Below are 17,419 nucleotides of genomic sequence, written 5' to 3'. Positions count from 1 at the left end.
GACGAACCTACCCTGTTGAAGCAGTGGGATCTTCGACTGCCAACGCAACAGCCTTCCGTGCAATTTGTGGAGAGAAACGGTAGCCCGACCCGTTGGCGGCCCCAGCCAGAATGATCCGGCTCTGGGCCGCCAGGCGGGCGACGAGGGGCGCCAGTCAGGGCGCCCAGATCCTTGAAGTGGCTGACCTGGAGTTCCGAGGAATCGAATGCGATGCCTGGATACAAAGTCGACCTGCCGATCCAGGAACAGTGCCCTTTGCCCAATTTGCTCGTGTATCTGACACGCAAAGCTCAAATTAGACAGGTCCAGAACCGACCCCAATGCAAGCGAGCTCCACTTGTCTTGCTCCTATAGGTCTTTCCCAAGTAGGCGACATGTTCGCGGCCATTATAGCCCATAGCCATTGGGTTTGCGGGGCTATTCTCGAGCCGTGGTCCTGGCCGGATGTGCGAGAGTTGTGCTCGCGTTCGTGTGTCGGGTGTGAAGCCCGAGTATCCCAGCCAGTGACGCGATCAACAGTCATGCCGGACATGCTTCGTTGGCGGATCGACCCATATAGTTCCGCCCGGTTCGATGACCGCGTCGCCGTCAGCGAGATGCTTTCCAATCGATTCCGTATCCTATTCCGGCGCAGCCGCCCGCCTCGACCATGATGCGCCGACCTTCGGCCGGGCTTGGCGGCCAGCGAGAGCGCGGTCTTAAATGCGGCGACAGCATTTTCGGTGAGCCTGCTCATAGGATGACACCCGGTGATACGTACGGAAAGTCTCCGCATCGAACGTGCCAGAAAGGAAATTACATTAAAGCAATGCGGCGTTAGCAGATTTGTGTTCCTGGGGTATCCAACATTGAGGGGAAACCTTGCGCCCGCCGCCGATTGGCACCTCGTTGTCCTTTGCCGGCAGGCTACGGAGCAGCTCCGCACCGGAAATTTCTCTTGCCAGCAACCAATGGTTTACGGACTGCGGCGCGAATAACGGCTCTGCCATCTCCTCGAGGCGCGGATTTCGATGAGCTGATCTGCGTTCAAACGCTCTGAACTCTTCATCTAATCGACAAGAGTTCATCCACCCTGCAGATGCATTGCATCGAAACAATCGATTTGACGACGAGTAACGGACATGAAAAGACGCCGCAATCGGAAGGCGACGCCAACAAGGAGGTCTCTCCCCCCTCTCCCCATCATGCGGAAGATGGAGGCGAAATCCTCCTGAATCTGATGCCGCCGGAGCACACACTGGATGTAATCCGCATGCCTTCTTAAACATCACTCGGGGCGGCTACCTCGACGAGCAGAACCGCAGGGCACTTGCGGAAGTACCCGCCCTGACCGGGCCGGCCTCGGCCGATCCGCACGAGAGGTCTGCTATCTCTTTCTCACGCGTCACCTGCGACGCTGCTCGACCGCAAGGACCGGATGAGCATGGCTTTGGGTCTCGAGGTGCGGGTCCCTTTCTGCAACCACCGCCTTGTTGAGTACGTGTTCGGCACCCACAAGACTTTCGACGGGCGGGGCGCCTCAAGGCAGCAGCAGCGATATGGCCCGCATTTGATCGCGCTGGAGCAAATCTGCGGATTCATTCGTCACCTCATCAAGGTCTGGGGGTTCGGATCCAACTTCCTTGCAACTGCCGAAATGCTCAGCCCTTTGCCCAGCTTCGCGAGCGAAACCCGACCGCCAGATCAGAAAGAGCACGCTACCGAAATACGCCAGTTGAAGGAGCAGCGAACAAGCCAGCGTCGTGACGACTACTTTGCCGATGGAATGAGAAGCGAAGTAGACAGTCAGTGCGGTGCTGCACAGGACCAGCCCCAGGACGCGACAAAACATTCTAAAGGGCAACGCCGTTCTCCTGGTTTTGTCTCCTCAGATCATGCTGCGACCTGGTCGGCCGCAACATGGGTCTGGCAGTTTTTCGGGCAGACGCGGACGCAGGCTCCGCAGCCAATGCAGCGGCCGGCATGGTCGACGACCATGATCATGCGATTGAGCTCGCCGTCGAAGTCCTCGTCTTCGCCGTCGCAAATACCGAGGATTTCACCCGCGTCATCGACGCCGTAAAGATGCATGACCTCGCGCGAGCAGACTTTGAAACAGCGGCCGCAGCCGATGCAGGTGGCGCCGTCTATAGCGGTGAGATATTCCGGCATCCATCCGGAGCCGTCGCGGGTAGTGAATGTGCTCCTCATCGTAACTTCTTCATTGCAGCGAACTCTCTCTTGGCACCATCCAACTCGGCAAAAACCGCCGACGCTTCCTCGGCTACTTCTTCTATGTCCGTCCATTTTCCCGGGAGATCCTCTGCAAGGTCGCGCAATTTCATCTTGGCAATTGCCGCGCGCAGCTGAAGCTTTCGGACTTTCGTTCCCATCTCATCCAGCTTTGACATAGATCCTTCCTTGAAATCGGTGTCTTCACGCCCGTGCCACGTCGCGATAGGCTTCAGTAGCTGAGGTCGCATCGTCGACCAGTTTCGTACCGGCCTCCCCGAGTTGCCGGAACGTCTCGAAGCCGAACCGATGGACATCTGGACAGAAAGACGAACTGCCCGACCGTGAAAAGCACGCGCCCGAAGCCCTCATGGGTTTCATCTCCATTGTTGGCGATGTCATCAGGCCGGAGCGCTCCTCGATCCTAAGCCCGACGGCCGTGTAAAACATATCGAGCCTCCCACAGCACGTCCGGATCGGGATCGCCGATGATGGCGATCGCACGGCGCTGTTTTCTGGTGATGATGAAGTCGCCCAGCAGTTCGGCGTCCGATTTGCCTTCCCGTGACCCGGAGGCATCCTGAGCACGGATCAGCCAGCCGCACGAGGCATCTGACACAAGCCATGGCAAGGGCCGCCTCGTCCTCGTTGACAGCCGGGCTGACCGCGGCATCAGACATTTCGCCTTCTCCTCATTTCAGTCCTCTTCCTCGAAGCACGATGTCTGTTTTCTGGCACGCCTACTTCGGGCACACTTGCGCAGCCGACGCATGGCTCGGCGCCGCTGATTCCACGCAATTGATGTCTCTCGGGCGGACCTTGAACATGTCCTCGACTGCGAAATCGCATCGAACATCGCTTCCGCCGCAATGCGGGAGGCCATGAAAATTCGAGCCTCGATCCTGCTGCAAACGATCGACCAAGTGCTGCATGGACCCTCCTTGCTGCGGTCACGCCAGGGGAATGGACGAATTGGCCAGTAAGCCATTTCGACCAATCACCCTTTTTTATCTTTCTTCCTTGGCCGACCGCGCTTTGGCACCTTCGGGAAACTGTTTTGCGCAGCGGCAAAGAGAGCGCCGCAACAAGCCTGCGCACCCCTGTACTTGGCGAGGGCCTGCAACAAATCCCGCAGATGCTGCTCTTTCAATTCGGCTGGGATAGGCTCCGGACCGTCCCGCGACGTCAGTGCCAGTTCGACCAACTCGATCGCGCGATCATTGTTGCCGTTCTCGTGATAGTACCGGGCGACCGCGGGATAGGACCGGAACTTAGGACTGTCGCCTTGCGGGGGATTCAGCGCCAGGATGTGTTCGGACAGCTCCTTGCCCATCGCGAAGCGCTCAGCAGGGGGAAGGCGCGAATGGTTATTGGCCGGATGGAAAAGTTGGTCTAGCGCCGAAACCATCCAATCCTCGGAATTTTTGTCGATCGCGTCGCGAACCAACTGGCGCATCACGGGCAAGCCGGTCCACATGTCTTGTATTTTGTGAAGCAACAGATGTGCATGGGCCAGGCGGAAATTGAGGTCGTCCGGCATCAAGGCGATGCCCTCTTCGATCGCCCAGAGCGCCGTCTTCCAATCTTCCAGCTTCACCGCCGCCCAGAACCTGTCATCCATCGGCTTCTTCAGCGCTTGTTCGCGCGCCAGGGGTTCGCTTGTGGCGATCCGCTGCTGATCGGCGGCTTTCGCTTTGTTGCTGGTAGGCCAGCTGCCGTTGAACACTTTCGGCAAAACCTCACCGAGTTGGCTCGGATGACCGATAAAGGCGATGCAGCCGTCTCGGTCGACTACGAACGAGGTCGGAATCCCGACGCAAAAGCTGGGTTCCCTCCAAAGCTTTTTCATTTCGCCTGTGACGTCGAACGCAATCCGATGATTCAGATCCGGGCACTTTTCGGCCAACCACGCGTCCAACTTGGTCCGGGCCTCGACGGCCGTTGGAGCGTCTTCATCAGCCGCGATCCCGACGACCTCAAGTCCGCTGTCCTTGTATTTCTCCTGTAGCTGCATCAGCTCGAGCATCTCCGCCGCACATAGTTCGCACCAAGTTGCCCAAAATTCGACGATATAGACTTTGCCGGGCTGGAAGTCCGCAAGGGGCTCGCCACGCAGCCAGTCCTCCACTTTGATCGAAGGAGCCGGTGACCCCATCCGCAACATCATCTTGCCCTCCAAAGCCGTAGCCAAAGGTTGCGTGACCTCATGCGCAAGCTTGTTCCCCCTTTGAGACGGGGAGGAGGATTCAAGGGAGGGAGAGCGTCGCTCGTCTTGCGCATCTGCGTGCAGTCAGCCTTCACTCAGTGTTGCTGAATCTCAATTCGCAAAGGCCGTGCCAACGCGCTCAGCGTGCGGTAAAAGCTTGATTATGCTTTGAAAAATTTCTGTGGCGCCAAGATCGCCGGTTGTATTGGACGCGACATATTTTCCGCCACTGTCAGGTCTTGGACACGCATCACCCGCTTCCCGTCGGCACAGAAGCGTGGCCAGGGACGTCTCGACACATAGCGACGAACAGATGGACACCGCGTTGGCTACCGCCAGCCTCGTCATCATCGTCCGCCTCAAGCGCCTTGCGTGACCTTCTTGCCGTTCCGGTCGCTCAGGTGGTAGCGCAACGCCATTGCGATTGCAGGCGCCGCTCCATCCGAGCATCGCCTCTGCCCTACCTCTTCCGCTGTGCGCTTGAATTCCTGGTGGCGACGCAGGAGTTCTTCACGACGACGCCGGTTCGATGGCGTGTATTTTTCGCCGCCCGAACAAGTATTGGGCGACCAGCTCTGTGAACCTCAGGATTGGAATGACGACACCTCGGGTGCGCGCGACGATGCGCAGCAGTGCATAGGCGATCATTGCCGCGAAGAGCTGCAGGGGGATTGCATTGCCGTTGTTGCCCAGGAACTTGCGGATCTTGAGGTGCTGCTTGATCCAGCGGAACAGAAGCTCGATTTGCCAGCGGCCTTTGTAGAGCTGCCCGATCTCGACTGCGGAGCGCTCCATGTTGTTGGTCAAAAGCATGATGGTGTCGCCTTCCTGGCGCTGGATGCGCAGGCGCCGCAGGCGTATCGGCAGCTTGCAAGCGCCCTTGCTGACCAGGTTCACCTCACTGTCTTCCAGGACCAGGAAGCCGTCGCCCTGCGGCTCGGCCACGGGGCGGTTGCACACCTGCGCCAGCCCCATGTTGGTCTTGGGCCGCGTCACGAAGACCGACCCGGCCTCGGCGATCGCCGTCCACCAGCCATAGTGGCAATAGCCCTTGTCGAACACGTAGGTCGCTGCGGGCTCGATGGTGATCCGGCGACCGATCTGGGCGTCGTTGACGTTGGCGTCGTTGATGTCGAGGACGCGCGGATGGTCGGCCTTCGGGTCATAGACGACATGGACTTTCATGCCCCGGATGCGTCCGTTCGACTTGGCCCACTCGCACAGCTTGCCGAGCGGAATGGGGGTCGAATCGATCAGCCGCAGCATTTCTTTACCCTCTTGTCGCGTCTGCCGGTTGAGCAGGCCCGCCACCAGGCTGAAGGCCTCGGCAAAAATGGCGACCGGGCGCCGTCTGTTGGCATCCGACAAGGTCGAACGCATCAGCGGACCGCTGCCCAGGTGGTAATGATGCTGGCTGTTGGCGTTCCAACCGGCTTCCAGGCCACGCAGGCTGTCGCTGCCGCAGAACTGGGCATAGATCAACACCACCAGATGATCCCAACTCCTGAACGATTTGTCGTAGGCATCGCCGTCGTGACGATCCACAATGGCTTGGAATTGACGGCGATCCATGGCTTCAAGAAGCTGCCCGAAGATGCTAGGTGCAAAGCGCATGCCCCGTTCCTTTTCTGAGTCTCGACAACCAGAGAGAAGACGGACAAACCCCGTTTTACGGGGCATGCACATGCGGCATTTCGATTCACTCAAAACTTTCCCCGGACAGCCCTGCCAGTGGTGAGGGAAATCGTGATATCGCTAATACGATGAGGCTACGGTCCGAACGCGGCCTGCCGCGCTGAAACGACTCTCTTTCTCGACCTGACGCCGGCTCGAGTATTGGTGTTTTGAGCGCATTGAGGACGCCTGTCCTTCTGCCCGGCCGTTTGTCTGCGCGTTACGGGTTGTCTCGGCGAGCAGACACCGAGCGCGTTAGAGGCGTCGGGGGAATGTTCTTCGCGACGACGCTTGCAAGTTGCTCATGAGCTTCGCGAAACCTGCTCGTTTGGCGGCGACCTTTCTCCGACTTCGCATCAGGGTAGGTGACCAGGGGAGTAGAGCTTGGAACAGCATCGGTGCTACTTCAGAACCCGTCAGCGGGCCAAAAACAGCGGCAATGGCGGCTTCCCAACGATCCATCGCGTCACGCCGCCGAAGAGTCGCTCACGTAGCCTACGGTTGCCGTAAGCACCCATGACTATCATTTCTGCAGACGTGTCGATTGCGTGCTGCGCGAGCACCGTGGCTGCCGATTTTCCGGCGCTCGCCAGCAGGTCAACCGAGACCCGAGCACCGTGCCTAGTGAGATAGGCAGCGATATCGGCTCCCGGCTCGGCGCCGTTTCCGGTGCAGGTCGCCTCCGGGATCCACTAGGGCGACACGAACTTCCTCAGCACCGGCTAGCAGATGCAGCGCTTCCCGAATCGAACGGGACGGCTCGACTCGCGAATCCCAGCCGACCAGCACGCGCCGTGGAGACAGAGTCGCCTCAGCGCCCCACGACAAGCACCGGCTTCCCGGTGTCGAACAGGACTGCCGTTGATAACAAGAGGACCGACGTTAATGTCGTTGAGAAGTGCGGCCGACGATGGTCAGATCGTTGCAGAGCGCCCGCTGTCGCACCGCGTCACCGACGCTTCGCAGTTCGCAATATCGACATCATAGCACCGCCGAGTGGCTTTCAGCAGTTTGTGAATTTCCCTGGATGTTTTTTCCCAACTGGCCGTGTCCTGTGAAAATCTCTTTGCGTGTACCGTTGTTCCAGTGCGGCAATGGCGCGTGCGCGTTGTCCAGGCCACTCGGGGATGCCACCGCCTAGCGGCCGAGGCGACGAGCGGCGGAGGCGACATCACCAGTACGGAAAGATACGCGCCGACTCCGGCACACAAGCTGGCAGCTGTCCTGACATCCTGATCTGTCAACTCCGTCACACTGAGTACGCTTTTGAAGGCCATCTGACTGCTTCTTTCTAAGTATGTCGAGTGGCACCGCACCTGCCTATTCGCCGTCAGCTTCAGGCTCAACGTCCGCCTCCTCCAGCGAGTAGCCGTCGGACCTGATGGTTCGAATGACGCTCCCGGCCGACGTCCTCTCCAGCTCCTTTCTGATCCGGCTGATATGGACATCGACGGTGCGTTCACCGACATGAATCTTTTCCCCCCAAGCTGCGTTCTTTAACTCGACTCGGCTGAACACCATGCCGGGAGTCTCGAGCAAATGCCGCAGCAGCTTGAACTGGATCGGTCCAAGGTGGATGTCGTGGCCGTTACCATGGACTCGGCGGGCATCGACGTTCATCTCTAGCCTGCCACAGCGGAGCCAGCTGCCGTTTTCGATCCCGTTTGAACCCGGCTTTGGCAGCGCCAGCTTCGTGCGTAGACAGTCGAGCAGCATCGCCGGCGCGAAGGGCCGCACAAAGCTCTCGTCAATACCTGCCTTCAAAAGATCGAGGTGCTGGTTTTCGGCGCCGGGCGCGATCAGCGCAATAACCAGCAGGCCTCTGTTCCGGAACTCCGCCTTGAGCTGGGCACAGATGGTGGACCCTGTCGAGCTTGCCGGCTGGCAGTCCAGCACCACGGCCTGCGGCTCCCGTACACTGGCTAATGCCAGCGCTTCCTCCACGCTTCTGGCCAGTTCAATCCTGAAGCCATCCACCCCCAGAATGTGGCTGTAGTACAGATACAACTCCGCACCTTGCGAACAGATCAGGACCAGTGGCTTCATCAGCGCTACCCCAAGAACCACATCGGCCTCGACCGCCTCGATTGAGAGGGCTGGCGATCGCATGTCCTCGAGCCTGACATGATCCCCTTGATCGAAAATCGGTTCCATCACGCCCGCGCCACCTCGGGATAAGCCTCAATGGCTGCGGTGGCATCCCCGGCCAGTTGGGTACCGGCTGCGGCGAGTTTCCAGAACGTCTCGAAGCCGAACCGATGGACGTCGCGCAGGGTTTTCGACAGAACGACCAACCGCCCGGCCGTGAAGAGCACGCGCCCGAAGCCCTCATGGCTTATCTCAATCATCGGCGATGCCATCAGGCCGGAGCGTTCCTCAATCGCAAGCCCGACGGCGGTGTAGAACTTATCGAGCCTCCACAGCACGTCCGGATCGGGATCGCCGATGATTGGAATTGCACGGCGCTGTTCCCTGGTGATGATGAAGTCGCCCAGCAGCTCGGCGTCCGATTTGCCTTCCCATGACCCGTGGGAATCATTGGCACGGATCAGCCGCACGAGGCATTTGACGAACGGGGTGGCAAGAGCCGCCTCGTCCTCGGTGGCGGCAGGGCTAACAGCGCCTTCAAACATTTCGCCCACTCCTCATTTCAGCTTTCGTCCTCGAAGGAGGGTTTCTGTTCAGCGACACCTGCCTGCGCCAGCACCTTGCGCAGCCAAGGGGGAGGACACGTCCTGAGCATCATCTGCGTGCGCAACAGCACCTCTTGAATGGTCTGGGGCTGCGGCACTTTGATCGGATGGATCTTTGCGGAAACAAGTTTGGCTGCCGAAGGTCCACCGATCGCCAGACAAAACAGGAGATGACAGCCCTTTAGCGCTTCCACCTTCGGGGTGATGCGGTCATCGCCCTCAGTTCGGTGCTTCCCGCTCTCGTCGGAAACGTCATCGAAGGCCACGGCTTCCACGAGATTCCACTCCTCGCGCATCACGTCGTAGACAGCAAAGCGCCTGGCCGACCCGAAATGGGCGTTGAGGTTCTTCATGTCCTGCGTGGCGATCGCCACGCGCAATGCGCCCGCTTGGCGTTCCGGCGTCGGTGCGTGAACCTCGTCAGTGACGAGCGAGAGGCGACGGACGGAGCTCATCTGGCATTTCTCGCTTACGGAGTGGATCAAGCGCCTCAGGCGTCGGCGCGTGCCCGTTGGCTTCGAAAATGTTTGCGACCTCGAAGATCAGGTCGCGGGTCCCCTGGTAGAGGATTGTGAGCTTGTGCTGGGCCCCGAGCCGGTCGAAGATCGGGAAGCCGACCCGCATGAGCGGAATGCCGAGGCGTTGCGCTGCCTGGCGACCGTGAGAATGGGTGACGAGAAGATCAGCGCCGGCGCCAAGAGCTTCCAGATCGCCGAGGTCGCCGATTTGAACCGACTGTGCCGGTACTTCCTCCAGAATTTTCGACATAGCGGCCGTTGTGACCGCCGCCGCGATTTCGGAGCCCATGCCGATGAAGAAGCTCGCGAGTTGGTAGAGTTGGTCTGGTTCAGCAGCGATCGCAATTTTCTTACCTCCAAAGTGGAAATGTCCGTCGAGCAACGCGTCCTGCAACTGCGCCCGGCGACGGCGTACCCCAGCCGGCGCCGCCGCGCCCGAAACGGCGGACAGGTGTGAGGCGAACCGGTCTGCGTCCTTCAATCCAGTCAGCGAGCGGAACAGCACGCAAGGTACGCCGGTTAACCTGTGCAGCAGCTCGGCCGGGCGGCGCATATGCTCACCGATGACAATGCATTGCTCGGCCGTGCCAAGCTCGCGGATATCCTCGACGCTGGTGCCGCCATAGGCGGTCGTGACCCAACGGTCGGGCACCGTACCGTCGAGCGAGCCGGAGACGTCCGGTAAAATCACCGGCTTCAGTCCAAAGCTCTCAACCATCTCACGCAAATGCTCGATGTCAGCCACAGTGAGGTTCCAGCCAGGCAGGATCACGATCTTCTTCGACTGCCGCGCCTGCTCGCCGGGACGCGTAATCCTTTCGATCATCGCGGTGACAGCCTTGGCCCAGCCCTCTTCGATCGCGCCGTCGAAATCCGGTGTGTTGGCTAGCACCACCTCGGTACCCGCGAGTTCTTTGGTGCGCTTCAGCCTGATATTGGCGATATCTCCTGCGCAGTCTTCGCCCTGGGTTTCCACCAGCGCGGTCGTGCAAACCCCGATCAGCGTTGGCTTTGTGCGGGCCTTGAGGTTGAGGATCGCCTCTTCCAGATGGTCTGCCCCGCCGAGGATCGTTGCCACCTCGTCCATCGCGGTTGTCTGCAAGGGAATGGCTTCCTTGAAATGCCGCACGAACAGCACGAGCGCAAAGCTGGTGCACCCCTGGCTGCCGTGGAACAACGGCATCGCGCCGTCGACGCCAAGAAAGGCCAAGGCGGCACCCAGCGGCTGCGATGACTTCAGCGGATTGACCGCCGCCGCTTTGGTCTGGGGAAGGATGCGGACCATCGGCTTTCCTCAACACTAGCCGAAATCGTCGGCTGTCGTGCCGGCGAATTCCTGGACAACATGCAAGCTCGCGGTCTCGCTTTTCGTGCTCGGCAGTTCCTCCCTCACCGCAGGCTGGCAATCCCATGGTGCCGGTTCCCGCACCTGGCGCCAGATCGGGTTATGAATGGCGAGGTCGATCTGGCGTACGAGTTCCACCATGCCGTCATAGCCGGCGTAAGGATGTTGGCGCTCCTGGTTGATATCGAGCCAGGGTGTCTTGGCCTTCAGAGCGATGAATTGCGTGCGCCCGCCTGAGAGCAGGATATCGGCCTTGTGTTCGGAGAGCATGGCGTAAAGCTCGCGCGCCGCCATCTGCTCGAATATATGGTTGTCTTCCTTGAGGATCTGGTTGATGCGCTCCTTGTCTTCGAAGGTCGACTTCTTGACAGAGGTACCGACGATCTCGATCCCGATCTCCATCAGCGCATGGACGACCGACCAGGACTTCACGCCGCCGGTGTTAAGCAGCACGCGCTTGCCTTCGAGCCTCAGCCGGGAGGCGGCTAGCTTCTTCCAAGCGATCGCCTCTTCCTCTGCAATCAATACCTCGGTGCGGCCGAGGATCTCCGGATTGGCACCCTTCTTCACGAGCAGCTGAGATATTTGTCGGAGCGCTTCAGAGGTGGCGCTGATGCCGTAGAAGGAGCCCTCGAAAAACGGGATGCCCCAGCGCTGCTCCATCTTGCGGGCCAGATTGATGAGCGCGGTCGAGCACACCATCATAGCCGCCCGGGCGCGGTGCGCGCCGGCAATGTCGAGGTAACGTGCGTCGCCCGGAATGCAGGCGCGCACCCGGATGCCGAGCCTATCAAGGAGCGGCTTCACCAGCCAGAATTCTCCCGAGAGGTTGAATTCGCCAAGGATATTGATGTCGTAAGGGCCGGCATCGTCGGGCTCCACCGTGCCGATGACATGCTCGAGCAACGCCTCGCCGGCAAGCTTGTTGCCGAGATTCTTGGAGCCGAGGAAGCCCGGCGCATTGACGGGTACCACCGGCAGGCCGTACTTTTCCGCCGCGCGCTTGCAGACGGCCTCGATATCGTCGCCGATCAGCGCCGTCACGCAGGTCGGATAGACGAAAATAGCCGGCGGCCCATACGCTTCCTTGATCTCGCGGATCGCTTTGAAGAGCTTCCGTTCGCCCTGCCCCATGACAACATCGAGTTCGGTGAGGTCGGTCGTGAAGCTTGTGCGCCACAGCGTTGGCCCGGACGAAGCCGCACCGCGGTTGTCCCAAGAATTACCCTCGCAGGCGAGCGGCGCATGGATCAAATGCGCGACGTCGGTGATCGGCTGCAGCACGATCTTGGCGCCATCGAAGGCACAGCCGCCGGCCGCCGCCCCGGGGGTCAGTGGCTTCGAACAGCCCTCCTTGCGCGCCCTGGCATCCTTGCCGCGGTTCTTTTCGCAGGCAGGCTCGTTGAAGACATCCTGGATTTTGGCTCTGAGCAAGGACATTGCGTCGGTCTCCAAAGTCCCTCGGGAAGACGACCGGCCAAAGCCGACCGTCACGTTTAGCGGGTGAGGTCATACGAATAGTCCGTCACGCCCGTCTCGCTTGTCTCGCGATCGAGCTTGTCGAAGATCTTGTCGAGGATCGTCGTCAGTACGCGCAACCCGCCTTGGTAGCCCATCAGCGCAAACCGATGGTGATGGTGGCGATCGAAGATCGGAAACGTCAGCCGGATCAGCGGCGTGCCCGTGTCGCGCTCCAGATACTTGCCATAGGAGTTGCCGATCAGCAGGTCCACCGGCTCGGTGAAGAGCAGCGAGCGCATCGCCCAGAGGTCCTTGCCCGCCCAGACTTTAGCATCCTTGCCGAAGGGCGATGATGCAAGCAGTTCCTTCAACTCCGCTTCCCATGCCGACGTGCCGTTGGTGGCGAGGCAATGGGTCGGTTCGCCGCCCGTCTCCATGATGAAGCGGGCCATGGCGTAGACAAAGTCCGGATCGCCGTAAATGGCGTATTTCTTACCGTGCAGCCAGGATTGGCTGTCCGCCATGGCGTCGACAAGTCGGCCGCGCTCCAGGCGGATTGCCTCGGGGATTTGCTTGCCGGAAATCGCGGAGACCTCCACGAGGAAGTCGTCGGTTGCCTGGACGCCGAGCGGGTAATGGAACGAGGACGTCGCCTGCCCCACCCCCTCGCAATACTCCAGTGTTTTTCGGGTGTTGTAATGCTGCAGCGACAGCGTCGCCTCGGCGTTGAGTGCCTTCCTCACGTCTGCGATCTTCGTGCCGCCGTCGTACATGCGGTATTCGCCGTCGGACGGCGTGTCGAACTGGTCAGAGGCGTCTTGGATGAAAGTATAGGACACGCCTATCAGATCGAGCAGGCGCTTGAGTTCCCGGTTGTTGCCAACACAGAAGCCGTCGAAACCCGGAATGATGTTGATGGTTCCCTCGGCTTCCGTGCGCTCCTCGCCTTTCCAGAAATGCTCCAAAATGCCCTTGACCGCAACGTCATAGCCGTCGACATGGCTGCCGACAAAGGCCGGCGTATGGGCGAATGGGACGTCGAAGTCGCGCGGGACCGAGCCTTCGTCCTTGGCGTTCTCGATGAAGCTGTGCAGGTCATCGCCAATGACCTCCGCCATACAAGTGGTCGAGACGGCAATCATCTTCGGGTCGTAGAGTTGGTACGTGTTGGCGAGCCCATCGACCAGGTTCTTCAAGCCGCCGAACACTGCCGCGTCCTCGGTCATCGAGGAGGAAACCGCCGAAGCAGGCTCCTTGAAATGGCGCGACAGGTGCGAGCGGTAATAGGCCACGCAGCCCTGGCTGCCGTGGACGAAGGACATGGTTCGCTCGAAGCCCGCGGCCGCGAACACCGCGCCGAGCGGCTGGCAGGCCTTGGCGGGGTTCACGACAAGCGCTTCGCGAGCAAGGTTCTTTTCGCGGTATTCCCACGTCTTGGTGAATTCGCGTTGGTCGGTAACGACCTCGTCCGGGTGCGGACATTCGAAATTCAGCCTCTTCTCGGCGAGCATCTGCCTGTATTCCGGCTCGCGGAACAGGGGCGCGTGGTCGAGAACTTTTTCAGCCGACTGCGGCATGGGTGGTTACCTCTTTCCATCTGGCCCGCCATACGGCGGCACAGGGACGTCGAAACGTTTCAGGTCTCCCGCGGACAAAGGGCCGCAGGCGTTCATCGGCCTTCCCGGCTTCCGGGAGGCCAGGTTTCATTCCGCAGCGATCGCCGCCGACGGCTCGGCTTTTTTCTTCCAGGGAGCGTCGTAGAGGCCCCAGACCGGGTTGTTGATGGCCAGATCCATGTCGCGGGCGAAGATGGCGAAGCCGTCGTAGCCGTGATACGGGCCGGAATAATCCCAGGAATGCATTTGACGGAACGGTATGCCCATCTTCTGGACCGGGTACTTTTCTTTGATGCCGGAGCCCACGAGATCAGGACGGATCCCCTCGATGAACTTCTCCAGCTCGTAACCAGTCACGTCGTCATAGATCAGCGTGCCCTTCTTCACGTAGTGGCCGGTGCGCTGATAATCGTCGTTGTGGCCAAATTCGTAGCCAGTGCCGACAATAACCATGCCCAGGTCCTCATATGCCGTGACAACGTGACGGGGGCGCAGCCCGCCGACATAGAGCATCACCGTCCTGCCTTCGAGGCGCGGCCGGTACTTGGTGATGACGGCATCCACCAACGGCCGGTATTTGGCGATGACCGCCTCGGCCTTGGCCTCGATTTCCGGTCCGAAATGCTTGGCTATCTTCCGCAGAGAGGCTTCGGTCTGGGAGGGGCCGAAGAAATTATACTCCATCCAGTCGATGCCATACTTTTCCTCCATGTGCCGGCAGATGTAGTTCATCGACCTGTAGCAATGGATGAGATTGAGCTTGGCCTTCGGCGCGCGCTCTATTTCGGCCAGCGTAGCGTCGCCCGACCAGTTGCCGACCACGCGCAGGCCCATCTCCTCAAGCAGGATGCGCGAAGCCCAGGCGTCGCCGCCGATGTTGTAGTCGCCGATCACATTGACATCGTACGGGCTGGCCTCGAACTCGACGTCCTTCTTCTCGAACACCCAGTCGCGGATCGCATCGTTGGCGATGTGGTGGCCGAGTGATTGCGAGACGCCGCGGAAGCCCTCGCAGCGCACCGGCACGATCGTCTTTTCGTGCTCCTTGGCCTTGTTGCGGGACACAGCTTCGGTGTCGTCCCCAATCAGGCCGATCGGACATTCGGATTGCACGCTCATGCCCTTGTTCAGCGGAAACAGTTCCTCGATCTCGTCGATGATCCGTTCCAGCTTCTTGTCGCCGCCGAAAACAATGTCCTTCTCCTGGAAATCGGAGGTGAACTGCATCGTGACGAACGTGTCGATGCCGGTCGTGCCGACGTAGTAATTGCGGCGTTGCGACCAGGAATATTGCCCGCAGCCGACCGGGCCGTGCGAGATATGGACCATATCCTTGACTGGACCCCAGACCACGCCTTTCGAGCCGGCATAGGCGCAGCCGCGAATCGTCATCACTCCGGGGATGGACTTGATATTCGATTTGACCTCGCATTCGGAAAGGACCTCGCTTTCCTCGCCAGCCTCGTCGCCGCTCTTTGCGACGCTGAGGTGCTTTTTGCGGCGCTTCGCCGCCTTGTCAGGATATTGCGACAGCACCTCCTCGATAAGCTTCGCATGGAGGGCGCCGTCATTCTCGTATTCCAGGCTCATGAGACCCCTTTCAAGGTTCAGGGTGACGCCTCACCAACGAGGCGCCGTTCTTTGAAAGGCGCGCCACGTCAGGCCGCGCCACCAGTCAGTAGCGGTCGTTACCGTGCGGCCGCCTTCGCCGCTTCCTTGACCTGAAGCTCGGCAAGCATCTGCTCGTCCGTCTTCATGATGCCGAAGTCGAGCAGCATGTCCTCGAGCTCCTCCATGGTGATCGGGGTGGGGATGGTGCCCTGGCCCGAATTGTTATGGATCTTCTCGGCCAGCGCCCTGTATTCCCCGGCCTGCTTGGAGTCCGGCGCATACTGGATCACAGACATCTTCCTGAGCTCGGCGTGCTGGACGATGTTGTCGCGCGGCACGAAGTGGATGAGCTTGGAATTGAGCCTGGAAGCCAGCGCTTCGGCGAGGTCGAGCTCGCGGTCGGTTTGGCGCTCGTTGCAGATCAGGCCGCCGAGCCGCACGCCACCCGAATGAGCGTATTTCAGGATACCCTTGGCAATGTTGTTGGCGGCATAGAGCGCCATCATCTCGCCGGACATGACGATGTAGATTTCCTGAGCCTTGTTCTCGCGGATCGGCATCGCGAAACCGCCGCACACTACATCCCCGAGCACGTCGTAGGAGACATAGTCGACATCGTCATAGGCGCCGTTCTCCTCGAGGAAGTTGATCGAGGTGATCACGCCGCGACCGGCGCAGCCGACACCCGGCTCGGGGCCGCCCGACTCCACGCATTTGATGCCTTTGTAGCCGACCTTGAGCACATCCTGGAGTTCGAGGTCTTCCACCGAACCTTCCTGAGCCGCGAGGTGCAGGACCGTATCCTGCGCCTTCGCGTTCAGGATCAGGCGGGTGGAGTCGGCTTTGGGGTCGCAGCCGACGATGAGGATTCTCTGCCCGAGGTCGACAAGGGCGGCGAGGGTATTTTGGGAGGTGGTGGACTTGCCGATGCCGCCCTTGCCGTAAAAGGCGATCTGACGCAAACCTGACATGTAGCTTTCCTTCCTTCGTTCCATTCATCGCGGCTGCCGCGACACGAATGCCGGTCGGGCAGCTGTCGCCGCCTCGCACCCAAGGATTTCAAGACTCGTGCCAATTTGGCTGGTCGAACCGAAGAATAATTTTATGGTTGCTTTTCAGGTATTTAGCTTGAAGCCAAAGAAAGGATCGTCGGAACAAGCCATGTAGCGGACCCGACAATGGCGACACAAAGCGTCGGATCGCGATCCTCAGTCACCGCATTCATTCGAGCCGCATCGTTGTGTTGAGATGGGCGAACAGCATCTCGACCCTTTGCGTTAATTGCGGGATGCTGCGAACCCTTCTGTTCCGGCGAGCTGACGTGCTTGGTCTCGTGTCCTCATCGACACTGCGCGGAATCTGCGCGCTCCGCTGGCACACCATCGATCCACGGCCATCTATACGGGGCCACGGGCGATAATTCCGCCATTTCACCAACCCAAGGCGACTCGGCTCACTTATCGGCGCAGGAGTTCAGTATCGGCGTCATCGCCTTCACATGTTCGTCAATCCGCTCGAGCACTTTCGCCGCGACAACGTCGCGCTCAGGCAGATGCCACCAGTGCTCGTTGACGAGTTCGACGGTCTCGACCACTGCCTTCAGGACTGCCGCTCCGGAAGCCTTGCGCGGTTCGCAAATGCCTTCCATCGCGGTGCTGCTAGCGCCTTGAACGAGCGCTCCCCTCCAAGCGAAAGCGCCATGGCGTCGGCGGGACTATATGGCACGGTCGACAGAACGTCGTAGATTGGTGCAAGCACCGGCTTAAAGCCGTTTCCGGGATAAATCAAAGACCAGTTCTTCAGGTGCACGTCGCCATTGCCGGTGATGACCGTCAGCACCAGGCGGCGGACGAATTCGAGAGCAGCCGTAGGCGAGACGGCCGCGCCAAGGGCCAAGGCTATGTCGTGATAAGCGGCTCCCTTATATTTGCGCGAGGGATAGACACCGAAGACCTGAGCGAAATCCTCGATGTGTATCCTCTCGCCATCGGCGCCGCGATCGAAGCGTTTGACGAGAAGGACCTTGCCCTCCGACAGCGTGTTGAATTCTTCGGGAATGCCCTCAAAATTGGACTTCTCGACCA

15 protein-coding genes and 3 pseudogenes are annotated in these 17,419 nt (G+C 60.0%); 1 reads left to right on the top strand and 17 read right to left on the bottom strand.

The features are described from left to right. Window positions 1-1,348 precede the first annotated feature (1,348 nt). A pseudogene (locus NKH37_RS34150) lies at window positions 1,349-1,477 on the top strand (asparagine synthase-related protein); the annotation flags it as partial. Window positions 1,478-1,519: 42 nt separating this feature from the next. Here NKH37_RS34150 and NKH37_RS33375 read toward each other — a convergent pair. The 17 genes and pseudogenes from NKH37_RS33375 to NKH37_RS33295 form a co-directional block, all read right to left on the bottom strand. Beyond that, window positions 1,520-1,843 carry an exopolysaccharide production repressor protein gene (locus tag NKH37_RS33375; RefSeq protein WP_352811460.1) on the bottom strand — a complete coding sequence of 108 codons (324 nt, stop codon included), beginning with the start codon at window positions 1,841-1,843 and terminating at the stop codon, window positions 1,520-1,522. A 29-nt stretch (window positions 1,844-1,872) separates the two neighbouring features. Continuing rightward, window positions 1,873-2,190 (bottom strand): ferredoxin III, nif-specific, encoded by a 318-nt coding sequence (gene fdxB, locus NKH37_RS33370; RefSeq protein WP_353042503.1) that lies wholly within the window; start codon window positions 2,188-2,190, stop codon window positions 1,873-1,875. Next, window positions 2,187-2,390, bottom strand: coding sequence for a CCE_0567 family metalloprotein (locus NKH37_RS33365; protein ID WP_352811456.1), 204 nt, complete (start codon window positions 2,388-2,390; stop codon window positions 2,187-2,189). Before NKH37_RS33365 ends, fdxB begins: the two co-directional genes overlap by 4 nt. A 25-nt stretch (window positions 2,391-2,415) precedes the next feature. Continuing rightward, complete coding sequence (locus tag NKH37_RS33360) at window positions 2,416-2,661, bottom strand: DUF269 domain-containing protein (protein ID WP_352811455.1); 246 nt, start codon at window positions 2,659-2,661, stop codon at window positions 2,416-2,418. After that, window positions 2,636-2,842: a DUF269 domain-containing protein gene (locus NKH37_RS33355; protein ID WP_352811454.1), complete on the bottom strand. Its 207-nt coding sequence runs from the start codon at window positions 2,840-2,842 to the stop codon at window positions 2,636-2,638. The genes NKH37_RS33360 and NKH37_RS33355 overlap by 26 nt, the downstream gene beginning before the upstream one ends. A 366-nt stretch (window positions 2,843-3,208) precedes the next feature. After that, window positions 3,209-4,378: a TlpA disulfide reductase family protein gene (locus tag NKH37_RS33350; RefSeq protein ID WP_352811452.1), complete on the bottom strand. Its 1,170-nt coding sequence runs from the start codon at window positions 4,376-4,378 to the stop codon at window positions 3,209-3,211. Between the two features lie 567 nt (window positions 4,379-4,945). After that, window positions 4,946-6,031, bottom strand: a pseudogene (locus NKH37_RS33345) (IS4 family transposase); the annotation flags it as partial. Window positions 6,032-6,507: 476 nt separating this feature from the next. After that, window positions 6,508-6,684: a universal stress protein gene (locus NKH37_RS33340; protein ID WP_502897206.1), complete on the bottom strand. Its 177-nt coding sequence runs from the start codon at window positions 6,682-6,684 to the stop codon at window positions 6,508-6,510. Window positions 6,685-7,411: 727 nt separating this feature from the next. Continuing rightward, the gene (locus NKH37_RS33335) at window positions 7,412-8,245 is read right to left on the bottom strand and encodes a response regulator transcription factor (protein WP_352811448.1); all 834 of its coding nucleotides are present in this window, start codon (window positions 8,243-8,245) and stop codon (window positions 7,412-7,414) included. After that, on the bottom strand, window positions 8,245-8,724 hold the full coding sequence (locus tag NKH37_RS33330; RefSeq protein WP_352811446.1) for a NifX-associated nitrogen fixation protein: 480 nt from the start codon (window positions 8,722-8,724) through the stop codon (window positions 8,245-8,247). The genes NKH37_RS33335 and NKH37_RS33330 overlap by 1 nt, the downstream gene beginning before the upstream one ends. Before the next feature lie 17 nt (window positions 8,725-8,741). After that, window positions 8,742-9,239, bottom strand: coding sequence for a nitrogen fixation protein NifX (gene nifX / locus NKH37_RS33325; RefSeq protein ID WP_031210722.1), 498 nt, complete (start codon window positions 9,237-9,239; stop codon window positions 8,742-8,744). Next, window positions 9,205-10,587, bottom strand: coding sequence for a nitrogenase iron-molybdenum cofactor biosynthesis protein NifN (nifN, locus tag NKH37_RS33320; protein WP_353042499.1), 1,383 nt, complete (start codon window positions 10,585-10,587; stop codon window positions 9,205-9,207). The genes nifX and nifN overlap by 35 nt, the downstream gene beginning before the upstream one ends. Window positions 10,588-10,602: 15 nt before the next feature. Further along, a complete protein-coding gene (nifE, locus tag NKH37_RS33315) occupies window positions 10,603-12,087 on the bottom strand; it encodes a nitrogenase iron-molybdenum cofactor biosynthesis protein NifE (RefSeq protein WP_353042497.1) in 1,485 nt (494 codons plus the stop codon). Window positions 12,088-12,143: 56 nt separating this feature from the next. Further along, a complete protein-coding gene (gene nifK, locus NKH37_RS33310; RefSeq protein ID WP_353042495.1) occupies window positions 12,144-13,685 on the bottom strand; it encodes a nitrogenase molybdenum-iron protein subunit beta in 1,542 nt (513 codons plus the stop codon). Between the two features lie 126 nt (window positions 13,686-13,811). Then, window positions 13,812-15,314 (bottom strand): nitrogenase molybdenum-iron protein alpha chain, encoded by a 1,503-nt coding sequence (gene nifD / locus NKH37_RS33305; RefSeq protein WP_353042493.1) that lies wholly within the window; start codon window positions 15,312-15,314, stop codon window positions 13,812-13,814. Window positions 15,315-15,412: 98 nt separating this feature from the next. Then, window positions 15,413-16,306, bottom strand: a complete 894-nt coding sequence (nifH, locus tag NKH37_RS33300) for a nitrogenase iron protein (RefSeq protein ID WP_352706870.1) — start codon at window positions 16,304-16,306, stop codon at window positions 15,413-15,415. A gap of 482 nt (window positions 16,307-16,788) precedes the next feature. Further along, a pseudogene (locus tag NKH37_RS33295) lies at window positions 16,789-17,419 on the bottom strand (type II toxin-antitoxin system HipA family toxin); the annotation flags it as partial.

Origin of the sequence: Mesorhizobium sp. M1217 (assembly GCF_040318275.1) — a bacterium.
GTDB lineage: Bacteria > Pseudomonadota > Alphaproteobacteria > Rhizobiales > Rhizobiaceae > Mesorhizobium.
Note: the sequence above shows the minus strand (reverse complement) of the source record. Positions and strands in the feature narration are given on the sequence as shown.

Bases quoted from the DNA above. Each gene is read 5' to 3' on its own strand.
- fdxB (WP_353042503.1), bottom strand. From the start codon at position 2,190: ATGAGGAGCACATTCACTACCCGCGACGGCTCCGGATGGATGCCGGAA.
- NKH37_RS33365 (WP_352811456.1), bottom strand. From the start codon at position 2,390: ATGTCAAAGCTGGATGAGATGGGAACGAAAGTCCGAAAGCTTCAGCTG.
- NKH37_RS33360 (WP_352811455.1), bottom strand. From the start codon at position 2,661: ATGTTTTACACGGCCGTCGGGCTTAGGATCGAGGAGCGCTCCGGCCTG.
- NKH37_RS33350 (WP_352811452.1), bottom strand. From the start codon at position 4,378: ATGATGTTGCGGATGGGGTCACCGGCTCCTTCGATCAAAGTGGAGGAC.
- NKH37_RS33335 (WP_352811448.1), bottom strand. From the start codon at position 8,245: ATGGAACCGATTTTCGATCAAGGGGATCATGTCAGGCTCGAGGACATG.
- NKH37_RS33330 (WP_352811446.1), bottom strand. From the start codon at position 8,724: ATGTTTGAAGGCGCTGTTAGCCCTGCCGCCACCGAGGACGAGGCGGCT.
- nifX (WP_031210722.1), bottom strand. From the start codon at position 9,239: ATGAGCTCCGTCCGTCGCCTCTCGCTCGTCACTGACGAGGTTCACGCA.
- nifN (WP_353042499.1), bottom strand. From the start codon at position 10,587: ATGGTCCGCATCCTTCCCCAGACCAAAGCGGCGGCGGTCAATCCGCTG.
- nifE (WP_353042497.1), bottom strand. From the start codon at position 12,087: ATGTCCTTGCTCAGAGCCAAAATCCAGGATGTCTTCAACGAGCCTGCC.
- nifK (WP_353042495.1), bottom strand. From the start codon at position 13,685: ATGCCGCAGTCGGCTGAAAAAGTTCTCGACCACGCGCCCCTGTTCCGC.
- nifD (WP_353042493.1), bottom strand. From the start codon at position 15,314: ATGAGCCTGGAATACGAGAATGACGGCGCCCTCCATGCGAAGCTTATC.
- nifH (WP_352706870.1), bottom strand. From the start codon at position 16,306: ATGTCAGGTTTGCGTCAGATCGCCTTTTACGGCAAGGGCGGCATCGGC.